Origin of the sequence: Bradyrhizobium retamae (assembly GCF_001440415.1) — a bacterium.
Lineage (GTDB): Bacteria > Pseudomonadota > Alphaproteobacteria > Rhizobiales > Xanthobacteraceae > Bradyrhizobium > Bradyrhizobium retamae.
In genome coordinates this window covers 109,352-126,593 of record NZ_LLYA01000013.1, presented here as the reverse complement: position 1 = coordinate 126,593, position 17,242 = coordinate 109,352, and the positions used below count along the sequence as shown (strand labels likewise).

At 62.5% G+C, this 17,242-nt stretch carries 22 protein-coding genes; 11 read left to right on the top strand and 11 right to left on the bottom strand.

The annotated features are described in order from the left end of the window. Positions 1-41: 41 nt before the first annotated feature. Both CQ13_RS04430 and bfr read left to right on the top strand, forming a co-directional pair. Positions 42-317, top strand: coding sequence for a (2Fe-2S)-binding protein (locus CQ13_RS04430; protein WP_057841868.1), 276 nt, complete (start codon positions 42-44; stop codon positions 315-317). Positions 318-466: 149 nt separating this feature from the next. Continuing rightward, positions 467-952 carry a bacterioferritin gene (bfr, locus tag CQ13_RS04425; RefSeq protein ID WP_057841789.1) on the top strand — a complete coding sequence of 162 codons (486 nt, stop codon included), beginning with the start codon at positions 467-469 and terminating at the stop codon, positions 950-952. 173 nt (positions 953-1,125) lie between these two features. Here bfr and CQ13_RS04420 read toward each other — a convergent pair whose 3' ends face one another. Beyond that, complete coding sequence (locus tag CQ13_RS04420) at positions 1,126-1,728, bottom strand: MSMEG_1061 family FMN-dependent PPOX-type flavoprotein (RefSeq protein ID WP_057841788.1); 603 nt, start codon at positions 1,726-1,728, stop codon at positions 1,126-1,128. 65 nt (positions 1,729-1,793) lie between these two features. Next, a complete protein-coding gene (locus tag CQ13_RS04415; protein ID WP_057841787.1) occupies positions 1,794-2,147 on the bottom strand; it encodes a hypothetical protein in 354 nt (117 codons plus the stop codon). A 380-nt stretch (positions 2,148-2,527) separates the two neighbouring features. On the opposite strand from CQ13_RS04415, the gene CQ13_RS04410 reads away from it, so the two are divergent. Further along, positions 2,528-3,181, top strand: a complete 654-nt coding sequence (locus CQ13_RS04410) for a hypothetical protein (RefSeq protein WP_156433491.1) — start codon at positions 2,528-2,530, stop codon at positions 3,179-3,181. Between the two features lie 49 nt (positions 3,182-3,230). Here the strand turns inward: CQ13_RS04410 and CQ13_RS04405 are convergent, their stop codons facing one another. From CQ13_RS04405 to CQ13_RS04395, 3 genes are all read right to left on the bottom strand, one after another. Beyond that, positions 3,231-3,578, bottom strand: coding sequence for an MmcQ/YjbR family DNA-binding protein (locus CQ13_RS04405; protein WP_057841785.1), 348 nt, complete (start codon positions 3,576-3,578; stop codon positions 3,231-3,233). Between the two features lie 19 nt (positions 3,579-3,597). After that, positions 3,598-4,662, bottom strand: a complete 1,065-nt coding sequence (locus CQ13_RS04400; RefSeq protein ID WP_057841784.1) for an alpha/beta fold hydrolase — start codon at positions 4,660-4,662, stop codon at positions 3,598-3,600. 80 nt (positions 4,663-4,742) lie between these two features. Continuing rightward, a complete protein-coding gene (locus tag CQ13_RS04395) occupies positions 4,743-4,982 on the bottom strand; it encodes a DUF2188 domain-containing protein (RefSeq protein WP_057841783.1) in 240 nt (79 codons plus the stop codon). Between the two features lie 130 nt (positions 4,983-5,112). On the opposite strand from CQ13_RS04395, the gene CQ13_RS04390 reads away from it, so the two are divergent. The 3 genes from CQ13_RS04390 to CQ13_RS04380 all read left to right on the top strand — a co-directional run bounded on the left by CQ13_RS04390 (position 5,113) and on the right by CQ13_RS04380 (position 6,501). Next, complete coding sequence (locus CQ13_RS04390; RefSeq protein ID WP_028347019.1) at positions 5,113-5,379, top strand: DUF2277 domain-containing protein; 267 nt, start codon at positions 5,113-5,115, stop codon at positions 5,377-5,379. 291 nt (positions 5,380-5,670) lie between these two features. Continuing rightward, positions 5,671-6,111, top strand: coding sequence for a globin family protein (locus CQ13_RS04385; protein ID WP_057841782.1), 441 nt, complete (start codon positions 5,671-5,673; stop codon positions 6,109-6,111). Positions 6,112-6,309: 198 nt separating this feature from the next. Continuing rightward, positions 6,310-6,501: a hypothetical protein gene (locus CQ13_RS04380; protein WP_057841781.1), complete on the top strand. Its 192-nt coding sequence runs from the start codon at positions 6,310-6,312 to the stop codon at positions 6,499-6,501. A 61-nt stretch (positions 6,502-6,562) separates the two neighbouring features. On the opposite strand, the gene CQ13_RS04375 is transcribed toward CQ13_RS04380, so the two are convergent. From CQ13_RS04375 to CQ13_RS04365, 3 genes are all read right to left on the bottom strand, one after another. Further along, entirely contained in the window at positions 6,563-7,735 is a 1,173-nt protein-coding gene (locus CQ13_RS04375; RefSeq protein ID WP_057841780.1) for a cytochrome P450, read from the bottom strand. Positions 7,736-7,742: 7 nt separating this feature from the next. Next, a complete protein-coding gene (locus CQ13_RS04370; protein WP_057841779.1) occupies positions 7,743-8,501 on the bottom strand; it encodes an SDR family NAD(P)-dependent oxidoreductase in 759 nt (252 codons plus the stop codon). Between the two features lie 204 nt (positions 8,502-8,705). Then, positions 8,706-8,960, bottom strand: a complete 255-nt coding sequence (locus tag CQ13_RS04365; protein WP_057841778.1) for a hypothetical protein — start codon at positions 8,958-8,960, stop codon at positions 8,706-8,708. Positions 8,961-9,139: 179 nt separating this feature from the next. Here CQ13_RS04365 and CQ13_RS04360 point away from each other — a divergent pair, with 179 nt between their 5' ends. Then, positions 9,140-9,688 carry a DUF2380 domain-containing protein gene (locus tag CQ13_RS04360; RefSeq protein ID WP_057841777.1) on the top strand — a complete coding sequence of 183 codons (549 nt, stop codon included), beginning with the start codon at positions 9,140-9,142 and terminating at the stop codon, positions 9,686-9,688. A gap of 51 nt (positions 9,689-9,739) precedes the next feature. On the opposite strand, the gene CQ13_RS04355 is transcribed toward CQ13_RS04360, so the two are convergent. Next, positions 9,740-10,129: a RidA family protein gene (locus tag CQ13_RS04355; RefSeq protein ID WP_057841776.1), complete on the bottom strand. Its 390-nt coding sequence runs from the start codon at positions 10,127-10,129 to the stop codon at positions 9,740-9,742. A gap of 373 nt (positions 10,130-10,502) precedes the next feature. On the opposite strand from CQ13_RS04355, the gene CQ13_RS04350 reads away from it, so the two are divergent. Next, positions 10,503-10,943, top strand: a complete 441-nt coding sequence (locus CQ13_RS04350) for a hypothetical protein (RefSeq protein WP_057841775.1) — start codon at positions 10,503-10,505, stop codon at positions 10,941-10,943. A gap of 127 nt (positions 10,944-11,070) precedes the next feature. On the opposite strand, the gene CQ13_RS04345 is transcribed toward CQ13_RS04350, so the two are convergent. Both CQ13_RS04345 and CQ13_RS04340 read right to left on the bottom strand, forming a co-directional pair. Further along, entirely contained in the window at positions 11,071-11,574 is a 504-nt protein-coding gene (locus CQ13_RS04345; RefSeq protein WP_057841774.1) for a DUF1993 domain-containing protein, read from the bottom strand. A gap of 269 nt (positions 11,575-11,843) precedes the next feature. Then, complete coding sequence (locus tag CQ13_RS04340) at positions 11,844-13,187, bottom strand: lytic murein transglycosylase (protein ID WP_057841867.1); 1,344 nt, start codon at positions 13,185-13,187, stop codon at positions 11,844-11,846. 307 nt (positions 13,188-13,494) lie between these two features. Here CQ13_RS04340 and CQ13_RS04335 point away from each other — a divergent pair, with 307 nt between their 5' ends. Genes CQ13_RS04335 through CQ13_RS04325 form a run of 3 tightly spaced genes read left to right on the top strand, consistent with a single transcriptional unit; the run spans position 13,495 to position 17,152 of the window. Next, the gene (locus CQ13_RS04335) at positions 13,495-14,367 is read left to right on the top strand and encodes an FAD binding domain-containing protein (protein ID WP_057841773.1); all 873 of its coding nucleotides are present in this window, start codon (positions 13,495-13,497) and stop codon (positions 14,365-14,367) included. Between the two features lie 16 nt (positions 14,368-14,383). After that, positions 14,384-14,860, top strand: coding sequence for a (2Fe-2S)-binding protein (locus CQ13_RS04330; RefSeq protein ID WP_057841772.1), 477 nt, complete (start codon positions 14,384-14,386; stop codon positions 14,858-14,860). 18 nt (positions 14,861-14,878) lie between these two features. Continuing rightward, positions 14,879-17,152 (top strand): xanthine dehydrogenase family protein molybdopterin-binding subunit, encoded by a 2,274-nt coding sequence (locus CQ13_RS04325; protein ID WP_057841771.1) that lies wholly within the window; start codon positions 14,879-14,881, stop codon positions 17,150-17,152. Positions 17,153-17,242: the final 90 nt, after the last annotated feature.

The following is a 17,242-nucleotide window of genomic DNA, read 5'->3' as shown; positions in this document are numbered from 1 at the left end:
AAATATCGATGAGGCGCATCACCGAAGGTTTTACCGGTTTCATGATCGTCTGTTCCTGCAACGTGTTGAGCGACCACGATGTCCGTAATGCTGTGACTGCAGCTTCGGACCTGCCGCGAAATCCCAAACAGATTTACGGTTGCCTCGGCTGCAGCGCCGAATGTGGCCGTTGCGCGCGCACCATCAAGACCATCATCGACGAAGCGCTCGGCGCCTGCGCCAAGGAGTGCTGCTCCGGTTGCCCGCACACGCGCCAGGCCGTCAGCGACGAGCCCGCGCAAGAAACCGCCCCGGCCTTCGCCCTCGCGGCCTGCTGAAATCCTCTAAAATCCCCTCTGAAATGCCCTGATTTCTCAGGTTCCCACCGCTTTTTCCGCGGAACAGTTGCCCTCGGCACCAAACTGATTTAGAAGCGTTCTAAATGTAATGTCGGGCCGCATCTGGCCTGGGAAAATTGGAGTGAACCATGCAGGGCGATCCCAAAGTCATCGACTATCTCAACAAGGGCCTGCGCAGCGAGCTCACCGCTATCAACCAGTACTGGCTGCATTACAGGCTTTTGAACAATTGGGGTCTTTTGGAATTTGCCAAGGTCTGGCGCAAGGAATCCATTGAGGAGATGGAACACGCCGACAAGTTCACCGACCGGATTCTTTTCCTCGATGGCTTTCCGAACATGCAGGTGCTCGATCCGCTCCGCATCGGCCAGAACGTCAGGGAAATCATCGAATGCGATCTCGCAACCGAGATGACCGCGCGCACGCTCTATCAGGAAGCGGCGACCTACTGCCATGGCGTGAAGGATTACGTCTCGCGCGACCTGTTCGAGACCGTGATGAAGGACGAGGAACATCACATCGACTTCCTCGAAACCCAGCTTGACCTGATACAGCGCATCGGGCTGGAGCTCTACACCCAAAAGCACGTCGGCGGCCTCGAGAACGGGGACTGAGGCGAAATCGCGGGACGCCCACGACTGTCATCACCCGCCTTGTGCGCAATTGCGCACTGGGGCGGGTGATCCAGTATTCCAGAGACGTCAGTGAATGAACCGAAAAAGCCGCGGCGTACTGGATACCCGCTTTCGCGGGGTATGACGGCCATATTGGCGTTACCGGCCAGCCTCTACAACTGCGTCTTGTAGCGCTCGTAAATCTCCGCCTGGCTTTCGCGCTCGCCAAGTCCGGTCTGATCGTGGATCACTTCGCCGATGCTCGGCATCACCGAACGCTCGACTTGCGTGGCCGCCCATAGTTTCGAGCGCATCAGCGCCTTGCCGCAGTGGAAATAGGCTTCCCTGACGTCGATACGCAGCACCGCGCGCGGCGGCTTGCCGAATTCGATCATCGACGCCATCAGCTCTGGATCCACCGAGACACTGCCCTTGCCACCAACGCGCAGCGTCTCGTCGATCCCGGGCACGAAGAAGATCATCTGTACGAAGCCCGAGCCTTCGACGATGTTGCGAAAGCTGTCGATGCGGTTGTTGCCCGAGCGATCCGGCATCAAGAGCAGGTTCGATCCCGCGACATGGACGAAGCCGGGATTGCCGCCGCGCGGCGACGCATCGACGCTGCCGTCCGAGCCTGAGGTGGCGAGCACACAGAACGGCGACATGCCGATGAACTTTTTCGCATGGGCATCGATCTCCGGCCGCGCCTTGGCGATCACGCGCGGCGTGGGAGCGGGATAGATCGTTGAGAGGTCGCTGGGCGCAAGATCTGACAAGGGCGGCTCCTTTGCAATTTTCCGTCAGATTATCATCCGCCGGTGCCACCGTCATCTTGAAGAATCTAAACCGCGTCCGCCGGCACGAAGCAGCTAATGATGATGCTGCCGCGGTGGTGCACGTACCACACCACGGCTTCGCCGATCGGGTTGCCCTGGTCGCGAATGACCGCGTGCTCCGGTACCTGCATCCATTGGCCCTCGATCGGCACCCAGTAGGCTCCGCCGCGCACGTCGTAGCTGGTGCGATGCCCGTCCGACTCATCGCAGCATGGCACGCCGTTCGGCGCGATCACGCTCTTGAACCAGGCGCGGATATCAGGCGGCACGTGGTCGTATTGACCCCTATCAACAGCGAGCGCTGCGCTGGCCGACACCGAAAGGCAGACGAGCAAGCCGAATGGCGCAAGCCTTCGCATCCGATCCTCCGCTGCGTTGTCTCTTCCTCGCGACGGGCGCGTGCCGCTCACGATTCGTAATCTGAGGACAATTCAAGCGGAGCCCGCTTGTCGATGCACGCTCAAATAATGAGCGGTGTGAGCGAGGCAAATTTGATGCGGTGCGAAATCGGGGCTTTCTGGCTGGTCGTCCTGCACAGTTTGATGCGACCCACGGCCGGTTCAACGATCGCAGCGCACTGGCTGCTGCCCTGAAGTAAGCAAAGTGAGAACGTGCTATCGATCTTGCCTACGGATTCGTAGTGAGCTGCCGGGCGCAGCAAGCTGCCTGACATGCGGCCTAACCGCCCGCGGTTGATGGAAGGAGCGGCTCTACGCTCATCTTCACGATTGGAAACGCGTTGGGCACGAACCCGAAGATTGCAATAGGCCTGCTTTCACCTGTGGGATTGCTGTTTGCGCTCCCGATATTGCTCTGGGCTTTCAGCTTCACCGAACGTTTCGGACTGGAGAAATGCAGCATCGGTTCGATTAGCGATGCTGAATACCAGAACATGTTGTCGCGAGCCGGCGAGCAACGCTGGACAGTATGGCCCGGTTTGTCGAATGGCGTGTTTTGGCCGTCGGACAGGGGCTTTCGAGGCCCGACAGCTTCTTTCAACAGCAATCTAAATGATCAGGTTCTCTCACACATCAGGGAGGTGGCTGGAGCCGATCCGTCCGTTAATCGCCAACTCGCCTCTGCTCATGCCGTTCTGCGCAGCATGGGCGCAGAATACGTCCAAACTCGGGAAGTGCCGGATATGCGAAGGGATCGCGCTGGTTCGCGCGTTTATTTTACCTACTACTTGCCGCAGGTGCGTTTCGCACCTGCGTGCGTTCTTTGCCTGATATGGTCGTACACGACCATTGACGTGATCTTTTCTCATGACCTCGCCACCGACCGATACGAGTTGCAGGCAGTGAACGTTCTGTTCGCCGGGCTGAAGGGTAGCCCCGACAAAGAGCGCGCGCGCAACGTTCCATGGGGTAGTTGCCCCGAGTTTCGGAGATGATTCGATTGAGCAACGTCAGCCGCGGGACCGCAGCTCGATACGCGCGAAATTAAGGCTGCTTTGTCGCGCGCCGTTTGACGGCAGCCTTCGGCGCGACATTCTCCCATGCCATCGTCAGCGCGCTTTTCAGCGTCGTCGCATCGGCCTTGGCGAGAAAAACATTGGTGTAGCCCTGTTTGCCCCAGCCGCCCGGCACCGGGCGGAAGATTCCGGGCTCGGCGTCGACCAGCATCGATTGCTGCTCGACCGTCAATTTCAGCGTACCCCAGTTTTCGTCGGGATGGCCCAGCGTTGCGAAGATGCGTTTGCCGACGCGGAAATCAGCCTTGCCGTGATGCGCGCTCTCCACCGCATCGGAAAGCGCCAGTGCTATCCGGCGAAAGCGGCTGGTTGACATTGCACGCTCTTTTTAGGGCCTACATCGCCCGCTGCGGGGCAGTCTGCAGCAGCTCTTCCAACTGCTTCTTGTAGAACTTCGCATTGCCCGTGGTGAGATGGCCGCGCGTCTCGCTGGAGGCCGGGATCAGGAACAGGCGTCCGTTCTTGACGCGCTTCATCGCCGCGTCGGTGATGCCGGTCTCGGGGGGATTGCGCTCGTCGTCGGCTGCGTTGATCAAGAGCAGCGTGGCCTCAATTTTCTCCAGCGAAGGCGCCGGATTGTAATCGCGCGAGGCTTCCCATTGGTAGATGAAGTCGTTGGCATCGGCGGTAACCGCGGTTGCCAGCCGATCGTCGACCATCTTGTCGGCCTTCGCCGCCGTCGGCGCCAGCGACTGATAGGTCAACGTGCCGCCGGCGGTCGCGATGCCGAAGGCGTTGATGGCGTATTTCATCATGCGCGGCTGGACGGTGTAGTTGCCGCCATTGTAATCGGGATCGTTCCTGATGGTCTCCAGCATCATCCGCCGCAGCATCCAGTTGCGCGCCGCCATCTCGGTCGGTTGCGAGGCCATCGGCACCAGCGCGTCCATGAACTTGGGATATTTGCCGCCCCAGATCCAGGTGTGCATGCCACCCATCGAATTGCCGATAACAAGCCGCAGATGCTTTACGCCGAGACCTTCCGTGACCAGGCGATGCTGCGCGTCGACCATGTCCTCGTAATTGTATTTCGGAAACGTGGTTTTCATGCCGTCGGAAGGCTTTGATGATTTGCCGCGGCCGACGCTATCCGGAATGATGATGTAATATTTCGCGGCATCCAGCGGCTGGCCGGGGCCGAACAACTGCCCGCCGAAGGTGGCCGTCAGCATGCTGGCGGCGGAGCCGCCCGACCCGTGCAACACCAGTACGGGCTGACCGGTCCGCTCGCCGATCGTGGTATAGTGCAACCGCAATTCCGGCATCGTCTCGCCGGTGTGGAATTTGAAGTTTCTGGCGATCCAGTCGCCCTGCTTGGGTGCGGGATAATCGGCGGCGAAGGCGGTGACGGAGGTCAGAGCCAATGCGGCGGCCGAAAAGGCCGCATGCGAAAAATTCATCGTGGTCTCCCCAAGACTGCGGCCGTCTTTGCCGACCGCTTGACGGGGGAACCTAGCACACCAGACCGCCGAACAATGCACTAACCTTCCACTTCGGTTTCCGGCCGGTCATTGCCGGCGGCGGTCTCCGAGCGCCATTTTCCATCCTCGGTTTCGTATTCGATCACCTCGGTGCGCCCGGGCACGCGCTGCTCGGCGGCCGCGCGCCGGGCGGCTGCCAGCGCCGCGGCGCGGTTCGGAAACGGCTCGGAAAACACGCCGTTGACGGTGTAGGCCCAGCCGCCGTCATGTTCGACGATCTTGTAGGTCACGTGGGGCATCGGGAACTCGCTGTTTCGAGGTGCCGACAGGGGTGAACACGCCGCTAGTTTCATGACAGAATAAGCCACGCCGTCGGATTTTGCACCGGCCGTTCGTCCTTGATCGAAGACCTCTGCAGAAGAGAAAACCATGTGCCGTAACATCAAGACCCTGTTCAACTTCGATCCCCCGGCCACGCATGCGGAGATCCATGCCTCCGCGCTGCAATTCGTGCGCAAGCTCTCCGGCTTCAATTCGCCTTCGCAGGCGAACGCCGAGGCGTTCAACCGCGCGGTTTCCGAAGTCTCCGACAGCGCGCGGCGCTTGCTGGCCTCGCTGCAGACCAACGCGCCGCCGCGTGACCGCGAGGTCGAGGCCGAGAAGGCGAGGGAGCGGTCACGGGCGCGGTTTGGCTAGGGGCGTGGACCCATAAGCGCGCAACTAAATGCAGCGGGCATCGAGTTCCGGCAGATCGCGCCAGGGACAGCAATCCGCAGCAGGCCTGATAGAGCCGGCGCTGGTCAAGTCTGGCCGTTGCTGTGGGTCTGAAGATGAACTGCGAGCCGCTGCTCTTTTGGGGCCGTTCGCAATATGAGAACGTACTGATCTCAACAAATCATTGTGCCGGTATCGAACCTTGGCGCGTTGGCCCAGCACATATTTGCAGTGTTCCGACCAGATTATTCAAACGGATAGGAAAGTGCTGCCATGTCTCCCGAAACGAAAGAACTTCTCAAGTCGACCTGGGCAAAGGTCGTTCCGATCAGCGATGTCGCGGCTGGTTTGTTCTATGAGAGACTGTTTACGCTCGATCCATCGCTGCAACGATTGTTCAAGAATGCAGATATGAAAGAGCAGCGCCGGAAGCTGGTCCAGGCATTGAGTGCCGTGATCAACAGTGTCGATGACTTGCCGTCGTTGGTACCGACGCTAGAGATCCTCGGGCGAAACCATATTCGGTATGGCGTAGAGGATCGGCATTACGACACGGTTGGTGCAGCCTTGCTATGGACCCTGGAGCAGGGATTGAAAGAGGCTTGGACGCCAGCGGCGAAGTCGGCCTGGGTGGTGGCATACAGCACCGTGTCCGGCGTCATGCGTGATGTAGCAGCCGCATCGCGAGAGAACGCGACCGCACAGGCAATTTGAATCCGGCAGGTCGCCTGTTGGCATTTTTCGGACCTCACGCGATGTCCGATGTGAGTCCGGAACGCGCATCAAAGCGGAAATCCGCCAACCACTCTGGATTTATGGGTTCATAGCCTCGGCGCTGCGTGACGCTGCTCACGGTGCGGCGAGGTCGCAGCGCTCATGATGCCATCCATCGCCAGGCATCGGAGGGATGTCATGGATCAGACGAAGCGTTTGAAGCTCGGCGCCATCTTCTTCACCATCTTCTGGATTGGCGGAATGCTGTGGTGGAGCGGCGAGTATCATCCCGCCTACATCATCCTTCTTGCCGTTTGTGGGACCATCGCGGGTTATCTCTGGTATCTCGCGATGCGCTCGGTGTTCCAGCATATGCACCGTTCCGGGTAGCACGATCATCAACACGTTGTCTTATCAGGAATGCCCGCGCCAGTAGGCCGTCACGGCGAGATCACGCCGCGTCCCACTTCACCGGAAGATTGAGCAGCCCCCGAAACGCCCAGCCGCCGATCCGCACTGGTTCGCGCTCGTCCAGCCGCAGGCCTTGCAGCCGCGCGAACAGGCTCGGCAACGCGACGTCGGCGACCATGGCGCGCGAGGCGAACGCGCCGGCGCAATAATGCGGGCCGGCGCCGAAGGCGATGCTCTTTTGCGTATCGCGCGTGATGTCGAAACGATCGGGGTCGTTGAAACATGCCTCGTCGCGGTTGGCCGATCCGAACATGAAGAACACGCGGTCCTCCGGTTCGAAGTCGACGCCGTGATACGTCCACGGTTTTGCGACCCGGCGCGGCGACATCTGGATCGGCGCGATCCAGCGTGCATATTCCTCGAACACGTCGATCCACTTTGCTTTTCCGCCGCGCACCAGCACGAGCTGATCGGGATGCGTCAGCAAGGCCCAGGTCGCACCTGATATCGCATCGCGCGGCTCGTTCTGGCCGCCGGAGATCGCGAGCTTGATGTTGGCGCGGATGCTTTCCATGTTCTGGCCTGAAGCCAGCAGCACGCTCAGGATCGAGGTGTTGGGGTGTTTCTTCACCACCGGAATCATGTCGTCGATCGCAGCATCAATGCCGGCGGTCGCGGCATGGCAGCGCGCCTCGACCTCCTTGTTGCCGGTGTAATTGGCGATGCCGTCGATCATCGCCTGCGACCACGCGTCCATGTCCTGGTAGCGCATGTTGGTCAGCCCGGTGACGTCTTTTAAGCATTCGGCCGACAGCGGCAGCGCGAACGCCTTGCAGAGATCGGCGGAGCCTTGCGGCACGAGCTCATCAAGGATGCGGTCGGCATGGGCCTGAAACTGCCGGATCCAGGTGTCGCGCACCGTGCGCGGCGACACCGCGGGAAACATTGCCTGCCGCTCCGTCATGTGCGCTTCGCCATCCTTGCGCATCATGTTGTGGCCCATCAGAACGTTCATCAGCCCGTTCGGCTGATGCGAGGAGAACACGTCGATGCGCTTCTCCTGGGTAAAGATGTCGTCGCGCCGGGTGAACACGGTCGAGCCGAGCTGCGGCACGAACGCGATCGGCGCCTCTTTCCGCATCTTCGCCAGCGCGGGATAGGGATCGGCCCAGAAGGCGGGGACGTCGATGTCGAAGGGCGGGGCGTTGGACATGATGACCTCACACCGCCCGATAGCCGCCGTCGACCATTACGATCGATCCGGAGACGTAAGCCGACAGATCGGACGCCAGGAAGATCGCGGGGCCGACGATGTCCTCCGCGGTGCCGGGCCGGCCGAGCGGCGTGTGATCCATGAAGGTTTTCACCAGTTCCGGATTGTTGGCGCGGGCGTTGGCGTTCAGTGGCGTTGCGATGAAGCCGGGGCCGATTGCATTGACGCGGACGCCTTCCTTGCCGAGTTCGGCGGCGAGCGCCTTGGTGAAACCGAGCACGCCGTGCTTGGAGGCGGTGTAGGCCGGCGAGCTCGGTGTGCGCACATGCACGAAGGACTGGATCGAGCCGATGTTGACGATGCGCCCCTTGCTCGCGCGCAAGGGTTCGAGAAAGGCATGCGTCACGTTGAAGACGCCGGTGAGGTTGATCGCGATGATGTCTTCCCAGTCGCTGATCACAGCTTCCGCCGCGCCCAGCATGCCGTTGCGGCGGACGATGCCGGCATTGTTGACGAGGACCGAGACCTGGCCGACCTTGTCGGCGACCTGCTTCGCCATCGCGACGCAATCCTCGCGTTTTGCGACGTCGAGCGCAAAGCTGACGGCCTTGTCGCCGATTTCCCTTGCGGCTTCTGCTACCGCGTTCTCGTCCCTGTCGAGCAGCACGACCCGCGCGCCCTCCCGTGCATAGCCGCTCGCAATCGCGCGCCCGATACCGGAACCTGCGCCGGTAATTACGGCGATGTGATTTTGGAGAAGTGGCATGGCGCGTTTCCTCTTGCTTGGTTTTGCCAGAGGATAGCAAGCGCGCCCGCTTGTACAAGATGGTTGGCGGCGACTACGTCAGGAATTGAAGGGTGGGCAAAGCGACAGCGTGCCCACCATTCAGATCACCGGTTGGAATGGTGGCACGGCGCTCGAGCGCCTTTGCCCATCCTATAAATCTTTGCCCACTCTACAGATGTCGGGTCAAAACGAGCAGGTGCCGTTGCGCAGCATGCCGTCCTTGAACACCAGCGCGTCGCCGAACGTCGGCACCTCTGAGCCCGCGATCACGGCGTAATTCCCGGGATACGGCGCGGTCGGGATGCTTCGGTCCCAGATCTGGCAGAACCCGGTGTCCTGCCAGCGGATCAGATGATACGAGGCCTGGGCCGGGCTCGACGCGGCAAGCGCGGTGAAACCGATAGCGGCAACGGCGCAAAGGGCAAAAATGCGACGCATCTTCAATCTCCTGTTTTGAATACGGGGCTCAGCGCCCGATCACCGATTGAGTAGCGACGAGGGCGGGAAGGTTCAAAGACGGAGCCGCGGAATGGGTTAGCGAAATTCTTAGGCCCTGTTACAATTTGCTCCCGTCGGCAGCGTGGCGATGCCGACGACGGAATTGAAGGAGGCCAGGCATGACGCAAACGGCGACCGGACGGCACGCCTCACGCAGGCGCAATGGCGCGAACGCCGTGCTGACGATGCTCTGCGCGCTGGCCGCATTGTCGCTCGCATCGAGCGGATCGCCGGCCGCCGCGCCGATCGCGGTCGCGGTAGCGGATTTCGATTATTTCGATACTTCCGGTGAAGTCGTGGACCAGAGCGCGGAGCATCGCGCCCGCGTCGCATCGTTTGCCGCGTTGCTGCGCGACAATCTCGCGGCGCAGGGCGGTTATCGCGTGGTACCGATCGAATGCCCCGATCACCCCTGCACCGCCACCAGCATGTCGCAGGACGTCTTCATCGCCGCCGCGCGCAAGGCCGGCGCGCGGCTCGTGGTCTATGGCGGCATCCGCAAGATGAGCACGCTGGTGCAATGGGGCGAAATCCAGTTGCTCGATCTCGAAGCCGAGAAACTGTTGATGCGGCGAACGGTGACGTTTCGCGGCGACAACGACGCCGCCTATCGCCATGCCGCAGATTTCGTCGGCAATACACTGAAGGAATCCATGCCGAAGCCGTGAGTTCCCATCGACGATCGCAAGGTCGGCAGATTACGCTGTCGCTAATCCGCCCTACGCCTTCGTCAGTGATGCAACAGCTTCGATCTCGATCAGCATCTTCGGGTCGGGCAGCGCGTGCACCACGCAGGTGGTTCGGGCCGGGTAGGGTGCCGGCCCGAACGCCGACGCATACAGCACGTTCATCGTGGCGACGTCGGATGCGCGCGTCAGCAGCACGTTGACCTTGACGAGATCGCGAAACGTCGCGCCGGCTTCGTCGAGCACGCGCTTGATATTGGCGACGACGAGGCCGAACTGCGCCTCGAAACCATCCGCCAGCGCGCCCTTGTCGTCAAAACCCGGAATGCCCGAGATGAACAGCAGGTCGCCGGTGCGCGTGGCAAAGGATAGCGGCGGGGCCTTGACGCCGGCGGGCGGCGCAAAATGCTGGATCGGGGGCATGGGACACCTCGTGGATGGTCGGTGCCTTGAAGCCTAACGCGCCGCTGCCTCGCTGGAAAGGCAGCGGCGCCCGTGCTTCACGACCCGCCGATAGGTTTGTAGGTCCCGCCCGTCAGGGAAACTCGCTGGATACGATAGCGGCATACGACGGCTGTGAAAGTAACGCAGTTCACAGGCCGGCATTTTTGCTTGTGCAATCGTGATGAAATTGTGTCGGGCGCACGGCGCGGGTCGGCACACAGAGCGTCGCGCAGGGCCTGAATATGCTTTGCCCCTTGCGCCGATCGGCTACAATCCGATAGTTGCGACTCAATCTGCAGGCAAAGCCCGTCCGACACTTTTCCGATTTGCAAGCCCTCCGGAGATACGATCCATGAACATGCTATCCGCCGTCCGCGCCACCGTGCTTGCGTTTGCGGCCTTCGCCGGCGTCACGCTGTCCTCTGCCGCGCATGCCGACGAAGGTTTCGTGCAGCTCACGATCTACAAGGCGGGATGGATCATCGGCGGCTCCGGCGGCAGCGGCGTTCTGAATTTTCACGGGCGACGCTATCCGCTGTCGACCGGCGGGCTCGACTACGGCCTGGTGTTCGGCGGATCGAAGACCGTGCTGCGCGGCCGCGTCAGCAACATCTATCGTCCTTCCGATGTCGCGGGCGTGTACGGCGCAGCCGGCGCGGGCCTGGCGGTCGGCCGCGGCGCACGCGCGATCGTGCTCACCAACCAGAAGGGTGCGGTGCTGGAATTGACCGGGCACCAGGTCGGGTTGATGGCGAACGCCGATCTCAGCGGATTAGCGATCACGATGCGGTAGGACTTGTAGGGTGAGCAAAGGCGCGAAGAGCCGTGCCCACCATCCGGCATCTCGCTAGGAATGGTGGGCTCCGCTTCGCTTTGCCCGCGAAAACCTTGCGCGCGAGCTGGCCGCCTTGCGCTGACGATTACCTCACCCCGAGAAACTCCCGCTTGCCGATTTCCACGCCATTATGGCGCAAAATGCCGTGCGCGGTGGCGGCGTGGAAGTAAAAATTCGGGAAGGCGAAATTGACGAGATATTGCTGGCCCTTCATCGTCATGGTGTTGCTGGGGCCGATCGGGAAGGTCACTTCGCGCGTCTCGCCGCCCTCGAACTGCGCCGGCTTGAATGCCTTCACATAGTCGGTCGTTTTCGCGATCCGCTGCTGCAATTCCTCAAAGCTTTTTTCGGTATCGTGTATGGACGGCACTTCGTTGCCAGTGAGGCGCGCGCAGGTCTTCGCGGCAAAATCGCAGGCAGTCTGAACCTGGCGTGTCAGCGGATACATGTCCGGGTAAAGCCTGGCATTGAGCAACACCTCGGGCTGGATGTTCTTTGCCTTGCAATGCGCTTCCGCCTTGGCGAGCAGGCCGGAAAGGCTGCCGAGAATCTGCAGGAAGGCCGGCACGGTTAGGTCGTGGAAAGACATGCGATGCTCATTTCGTGATGTGGAATGGTGCCTCGGGAGGATGAGGTGTTGTTCGAGATGGGAAGCTGCGAAGGAAATACAACGCTCGCAGCTTACCGAACGCGGTCAAATATTCTCCGCTCGTCGTCGCCCGGCTTACTGTACAGACCGGGGACATGGGTAACACCGTTCGGAGACATGGGTAACACATCGGCGGCATGGGAATGGCTTAGGAGGCCGATAGGCCGCGGCGTACTGGATTCCCCGCCTTCGCGGGAATGACAGCGGTACTACCGCGCTGCCGGCATCACTAGGCCGGCGGGCTGCGCCTGGACGCTGGGGCCGCGCATCCGCGCCAAGAGCTCCGCCGTCGGCCAGGAATCCGCCGGCAGGCCGTATTTGATCTGCATCGCCTTCACCGCCGTGCGGCTCAACTGCCCCATCACGCCGTCGACCTTGCCGACATTGTAGCCGGCGCGCACCAGGAGCTGCTGCAGCTCCTTCAGCTCGTTGAGCGGCAGTTGTGCGACCGGCGCCGATGGCTGCCGCATTGGCGGGGCGCCGGCGATGCGGCTGGCGAGATAGGCGGCGGTGGTCGAATAGATCAGCGAGTTGTTCCACTCGGTATAGGCAGCGAAATTCGCATAGGCCAGAAACGCCGGTCCGGTGCGGCCCATCGGTAGCAGTAGCGAGGCCGGCAGGTCGTCGTTTGGCAGCGGACGGCCGTCGGGATAGGTGACGCCGAGCTGCGCGAATTTTGCGCGCGGCAGCTTTGTCGTGAGGTCAGCCTGCTCCCACGGAAAATTTTGCGGCGCGCGCACTTCCTGCAGCCACGGCTCGCCGCGCCGCCATTTCAAACCGTTGGCGATATAGTTCGCGGTCGAGCCGATCACGTCGGACGGGCTGCGCAACAGGTTGCGGTGGCCGTCGCCGTCATAGTCCACCGCGTAGTTGAAGTAGTGCGTCGCCAGGAACTGCGTCTGCCCGAGCTCGCCGGCCCATGCGCCGATCATCTCGCTTGCCGTGAGATCGCCCCGTTCGATGATCTTCAGCGCGGCGATGGTTTCCTTGCTGAACATCTCGGAGCGGCGGCAGTCGTAGGCCAGCGACACCAACGAGCGCAGCGTATGCAGATTGCCTAGCTCGGCGCCAAAACTGCTCTCCAGCCCCCAGAACGCGGCGATCACGGCCGGCGGCACGCCATATTCCTTCTCGGCGCGGTTGAACGCGGCCGCATGCATCCGGATTCGCGCCTGCGCATTTTTCGCCGCGCCATCGGACGCCCTGTTCCGTGCGAACTCGGTGAACACCTGGCCGAACACGCGCTGGCCGCGGTCGCGGTTGACGATGCTCTGGTCATAGACGAGGTAGGGAGCGGCTTCGGCCAACGTGCGCTGCGACACGCCCTCTGCGGCGGCCTGTTGTTTGAGGTCGGCCAGGAAGCGGTCGAACGATAGGCCGTTATGGCAGGCGGCTGCACGCGGCGCGCGCGGAGCGGCGGCCGGTGGCTGCTGACCGGGTGCCGGTGCAACTCTCGGTGCGGGACGGACTGGGGCGAGGACTGGTTGGGCGATGGCGAGAGATGAAAGAAACAGGGACGCCGTGGCAGCAACGAGGGATCTGTGAAGCAGCATCAATGTCACCGGCGCGCAGGAATTGTAGGTGGGCAAAGCGAGGCGTGACCACCATTTCTCGGGAATTCTGCAACGTCAATCAATATGGTGGACACGGCCCAAGTGCGCCTTTGTCCCCCTACAGCCTCCCGCCTCGGCGCAATCGGCCGCGCAAGCCCCGTCATGCGCATAGGAGCCTGCCGTATCAACCTGATCTCGCAGGCTGTTCCAACCGCTTTTCCCCGTGTAGGCTTGGCCTCTGCCCGACTTTTGAAGGTGAGCCGACAATCACTGGGGCGGGCGGAACGAGGGAGATGGCGGAAAGACCATGACGGAACTCCGATATTTGGCGCCTGATACGCTTGACGAAGCGGTCGGTGCATTTGCGAAGGCCGGCAGCGCCGCGCGCATCCTGGCCGGCGGTACCGATCTTCTGGTGCAGATGCGATCGGGCGTGCTCAAGCCCGGCGTGATCGTCGACATCAAGAAGATCCCCGAAGTGACGGCAATCGAACAGACCGCCGATGGCGGCTTTCGCGTTGGCGCCGCCGTCTCCGGCATGGCGCTCGCGGAACACGAGACGTTCGGCAAGGTCTGGCCCGGCGTGCTGGAGGCCGTGAACCTGATCGGTTCCAAGCAGGTGCAGGGCCGCGCCTCCGCCGGCGGCAATCTCTGCAACGGCTCGCCCGCGGGCGATAGCGTGCCCGCGATGGTCGCGGCCGGCGCCATCGTCACCGTGCAGGGCCCGGATGGCCGCCGCGAAATGAAGGTGGAGGACGTCCCCGCCGGCCCCGGCCGCACCAACTTAAAGCCCGGCGAGATCCTCGTCAGCTTCACGCTGCCGCCGCGCCCACCCGGATCGAGCGATGCTTATTTGCGCATGATACCGCGCACCGAAATGGACATCGCCGTGGTCGGCTGCGGTGTCAGCCTCACCATGAAGGACGGCATCGTCACCGCCGCCCGCATCGGTCTTGGCGCCGTCGCGCCGACCGTGCTGCTGGTCGAAGACGCCGCCAATGCGCTGATCGGCTCAAAGCTCGACGACGCCGCGCTGGCGAAGGCCGCCGCTGCATGCTCCGCCGCCTGCCGCCCGATCGACGACAAGCGCGGCACCATCGCCTATCGCGTCAAGGTGGCCGGCGTGCTGCTCAAGCGCACCGCCGCGATCGCCGCCCAACGCGCGACCCAAAAGAATTGAGATCGGAAAACAATTCATGGCCAAAGTTCACGTCACGACCACCATCAACGGCGAGCCGATGGAATTTCTGTGCGAGCCATCAGACACCATGCTCGACGCGCTACGCGGACCGCTGGCCCTGACCGGCTCCAAGGAAGGCTGCGCCTCCGGCGATTGCGGCGCCTGCTCGATCACGATTGACGATCGACTGGTCTGCTCCTGCCTGATGCTCGCGGTAGAATCCGAGGGCCACGAGATCAGGACCATCGAGGGCCTGGCGCAGGGCGAGAAATTGCATCCACTGCAGCAGAAATTCCTGGAAATGGCCGCGCTCCAGTGCGGCATCTGCACGTCGGGCATGCTCGTCGCCTCTGACGCGCTGCTCAAGAAAAATCCGGACCCGAGTGAGGAGGAAGTCCGCTTCTGGCTCGCCGGCAACCTCTGCCGGTGCACCGGCTATGACAAGATCGTCCGCGCGGTGATGGAAACCGCGGCCGAAATGCGCGCGAACTAATTTTCGGGAGACAGCCCAATGAACGTCGTCACCAACAACAAGTGGATCGGCCAGCGCACCATCCGTCCCGACGGCATGGACAAGGTCACCGGCCGCGCGCAGTTCGCCGCCGACACCACCATGCCCGGCATGATCTGGGGCAAGGTTTTGCGCAGCCCGCATCCGCATGCGCGCATCAAATCGATCGACACCTCGAAAGCGGAGAAGCTGCCGGGCGTGAAGGCCGTCGTCACCTCGAAAGACATCGTCGATTTCCCGATCGAGAAGGGCGCAGTCATGCTGGGCATCCAGGACATGCGCTGGATGTGCCGCAACGTGATGGCGCGCGACAAGGCGCTGTTCCCTGGGCATCCGGTAGCGGCCGTCGCCGCGACCACGGAAGCGATCGCCGAGGAAGCCTGCAAGCTGATCGAGGTCGATTACGAGGTGTTGCCGTGGTCGATCGAGATCGACGACGCGCTCAAGCCCGATGCGCCTGTTCTGCACGAGTTCAACAAGTTCGACGGCAAGCCCTCCAACATCGTCGGCCGCCTCGAGCACAAGAAGGGCGACATCGCGGAAGGCTTCAAGAAGGCCGACGTCGTCATTGAGCGCACCTTCACCACGCGCCCGGTGCACCAGGGCTATATCGAGCCGCATGCCTGCCTGATTTCGGTCGCGCCCGACGGCAAGACCACGATCTGGAGCTCCAGCCAGGGCCAATTCATGGTGCGCGCGATGACGGCCTATCTCACCGGCATCCCGCAGAGCGACATCCGCGCCATCCCCGCCGAGATCGGCGGCGGCTTTGGCGGCAAGACCATCGTCTATCTCGAACCGCTCGCGACGCTGCTTGCGAAAAAATCCGGCCGCCCGGTGAAGATGGTGATGACGCGCGAGGAGGTGATGCGCGCGACCGGCCCCACCTCAGGCTCGAAAAGCACGGTGACGATCGGCGCCACGAAGGACGGCAAGATCGTCGCCGCGCACGGCACCTTCTACCTGCAGGCCGGCGCGTTCCCGGGTTCGCCGATCCGCGGCGCCGCGGGCTGCAGCTTCACGCCCTACGATATCCCGAACCTGCTCTCCGAAGGCTACGACGTCTGCTCCAACCGCTCGAAGGTCGCAGCCTATCGCGCGCCGGGCGCGCCGATCGGCGCCTATGCGGTGGAATGCGTGCTCGACGAAGTCGCGGAAGCCTTGAAGATGGACCCGCTCGACTTCCGCCTGAAGAACGCCGCCAAGGAAGGAACGAAGGCCGCGCACGGCCCGGTCTTCCCGCGTATCGGCTATATCGAGACGGTGGAAGCAGCTAAAGCCTCGCCGCATTATGCCGCGCCGCTCGGCGACGGCCACGGCAAGCTGAGGGGGAGGGGCGTGGCTAGCGGCTTCTGGTTCAACGCCGGCGGCGAATCTTCCGCGCAGGTCAACATCACCGAGGACGGCAACGTCGTCGTCACGACGGGGCATCCTGATATCGGCGGTTCGCGCGCCGGCATCGCCAACATCTGCGCCGAGCTGCTCGGCATCGACTACCGCCGCGTCTCCGTCATCATCGGCGACACCCAGACGGTCGGCTTCTCCAACTTGACCGGCGGCAGCCGCGTGCTGTTTGCGTCTTCGATGGTGGTGACGCAGTCGACCGAAAAGATCATCCAGACGCTGCGGGAGCGCGCGGCCAAGATCTGGGAGATCGATCCCGAGGCGGTGAAGTGGGAGAACGGCGCGGCGCATCCGGCGAGCCCGAACGCCGGCCAGTTCGAGCCGCTGACGCTGGAAGAGCTCGCTGAGAAGGCGCCCGCGATGGGCGGCCCCATTGGGGCCGGCGTGCAGCTCAACACCCAAGGCGCGGACGGGGGTTTCGGCACGCATGTCTGCGATGTCGAGGTCGATGTCGATCTCGGCATCGCGCGCGTGATCCGCTACACCGCCGTGCAGGATGTCGGCCGCGCCATTCACCCCGGCTATGTCGAGGGCCAGCTCCAGGGCGGCGTCGCGCAAGGCATCGGCTGGGCGCTGAATGAGGAATACATCTACACGAAGGAGGGCAAGGTCGATAACCCCGGCTTCCTCGACTATCGCATGCCTGTCTGCTCCGACCTGCCGATGATCGACTGCATCATGGTCGAAATCCCGAACCCGAAACACCCGCAAGGCGTCAAGGGCGTCGGCGAAGTGCCGCTGGTGCCTGTGATGGCGGCGGTCGCCAACGCCATCTACAACGCGCTCGGCAAACGCTTCTACGCCCTGCCGATGTCGCCGCCGAAGGTGCTGGAGGTGCTGGAAGCGCCTACACAGCAGGCGGCGGAGTAGGTTGAGCTTCGTAGGTGGGTTAGCGCAGCGTAACCCACCATTCCACGTGACAGTCGGCGGGTTACGCGTCGCTACCGCCCTACAAACACC

Coding starts and splice junctions, on each gene's coding strand:
- CQ13_RS04430 (WP_057841868.1), top strand. CDS start 42: ATGATCGTCTGTTCCTGCAACGTGTTGAGCGACCACGATGTCCGTAAT.
- bfr (WP_057841789.1), top strand. CDS start 467: ATGCAGGGCGATCCCAAAGTCATCGACTATCTCAACAAGGGCCTGCGC.
- CQ13_RS04415 (WP_057841787.1), bottom strand. CDS start 2,147: ATGCGAAGGCTTGCGCCATTCGGCTTGCTCGTCTGCCTTTCGGTGTCG.
- CQ13_RS04405 (WP_057841785.1), bottom strand. CDS start 3,578: ATGTCAACCAGCCGCTTTCGCCGGATAGCACTGGCGCTTTCCGATGCG.
- CQ13_RS04400 (WP_057841784.1), bottom strand. CDS start 4,662: ATGAATTTTTCGCATGCGGCCTTTTCGGCCGCCGCATTGGCTCTGACC.
- CQ13_RS04395 (WP_057841783.1), bottom strand. CDS start 4,982: ATGCCCCACGTGACCTACAAGATCGTCGAACATGACGGCGGCTGGGCC.
- CQ13_RS04390 (WP_028347019.1), top strand. CDS start 5,113: ATGTGCCGTAACATCAAGACCCTGTTCAACTTCGATCCCCCGGCCACG.
- CQ13_RS04385 (WP_057841782.1), top strand. CDS start 5,671: ATGTCTCCCGAAACGAAAGAACTTCTCAAGTCGACCTGGGCAAAGGTC.
- CQ13_RS04380 (WP_057841781.1), top strand. CDS start 6,310: ATGGATCAGACGAAGCGTTTGAAGCTCGGCGCCATCTTCTTCACCATC.
- CQ13_RS04375 (WP_057841780.1), bottom strand. CDS start 7,735: ATGTCCAACGCCCCGCCCTTCGACATCGACGTCCCCGCCTTCTGGGCC.
- CQ13_RS04370 (WP_057841779.1), bottom strand. CDS start 8,501: ATGCCACTTCTCCAAAATCACATCGCCGTAATTACCGGCGCAGGTTCC.
- CQ13_RS04365 (WP_057841778.1), bottom strand. CDS start 8,960: ATGCGTCGCATTTTTGCCCTTTGCGCCGTTGCCGCTATCGGTTTCACC.
- CQ13_RS04360 (WP_057841777.1), top strand. CDS start 9,140: ATGACGCAAACGGCGACCGGACGGCACGCCTCACGCAGGCGCAATGGC.
- CQ13_RS04355 (WP_057841776.1), bottom strand. CDS start 10,129: ATGCCCCCGATCCAGCATTTTGCGCCGCCCGCCGGCGTCAAGGCCCCG.
- CQ13_RS04350 (WP_057841775.1), top strand. CDS start 10,503: ATGAACATGCTATCCGCCGTCCGCGCCACCGTGCTTGCGTTTGCGGCC.
- CQ13_RS04345 (WP_057841774.1), bottom strand. CDS start 11,574: ATGTCTTTCCACGACCTAACCGTGCCGGCCTTCCTGCAGATTCTCGGC.
- CQ13_RS04340 (WP_057841867.1), bottom strand. CDS start 13,187: ATGCTGCTTCACAGATCCCTCGTTGCTGCCACGGCGTCCCTGTTTCTT.
- CQ13_RS04335 (WP_057841773.1), top strand. CDS start 13,495: ATGACGGAACTCCGATATTTGGCGCCTGATACGCTTGACGAAGCGGTC.
- CQ13_RS04330 (WP_057841772.1), top strand. CDS start 14,384: ATGGCCAAAGTTCACGTCACGACCACCATCAACGGCGAGCCGATGGAA.
- CQ13_RS04325 (WP_057841771.1), top strand. CDS start 14,879: ATGAACGTCGTCACCAACAACAAGTGGATCGGCCAGCGCACCATCCGT.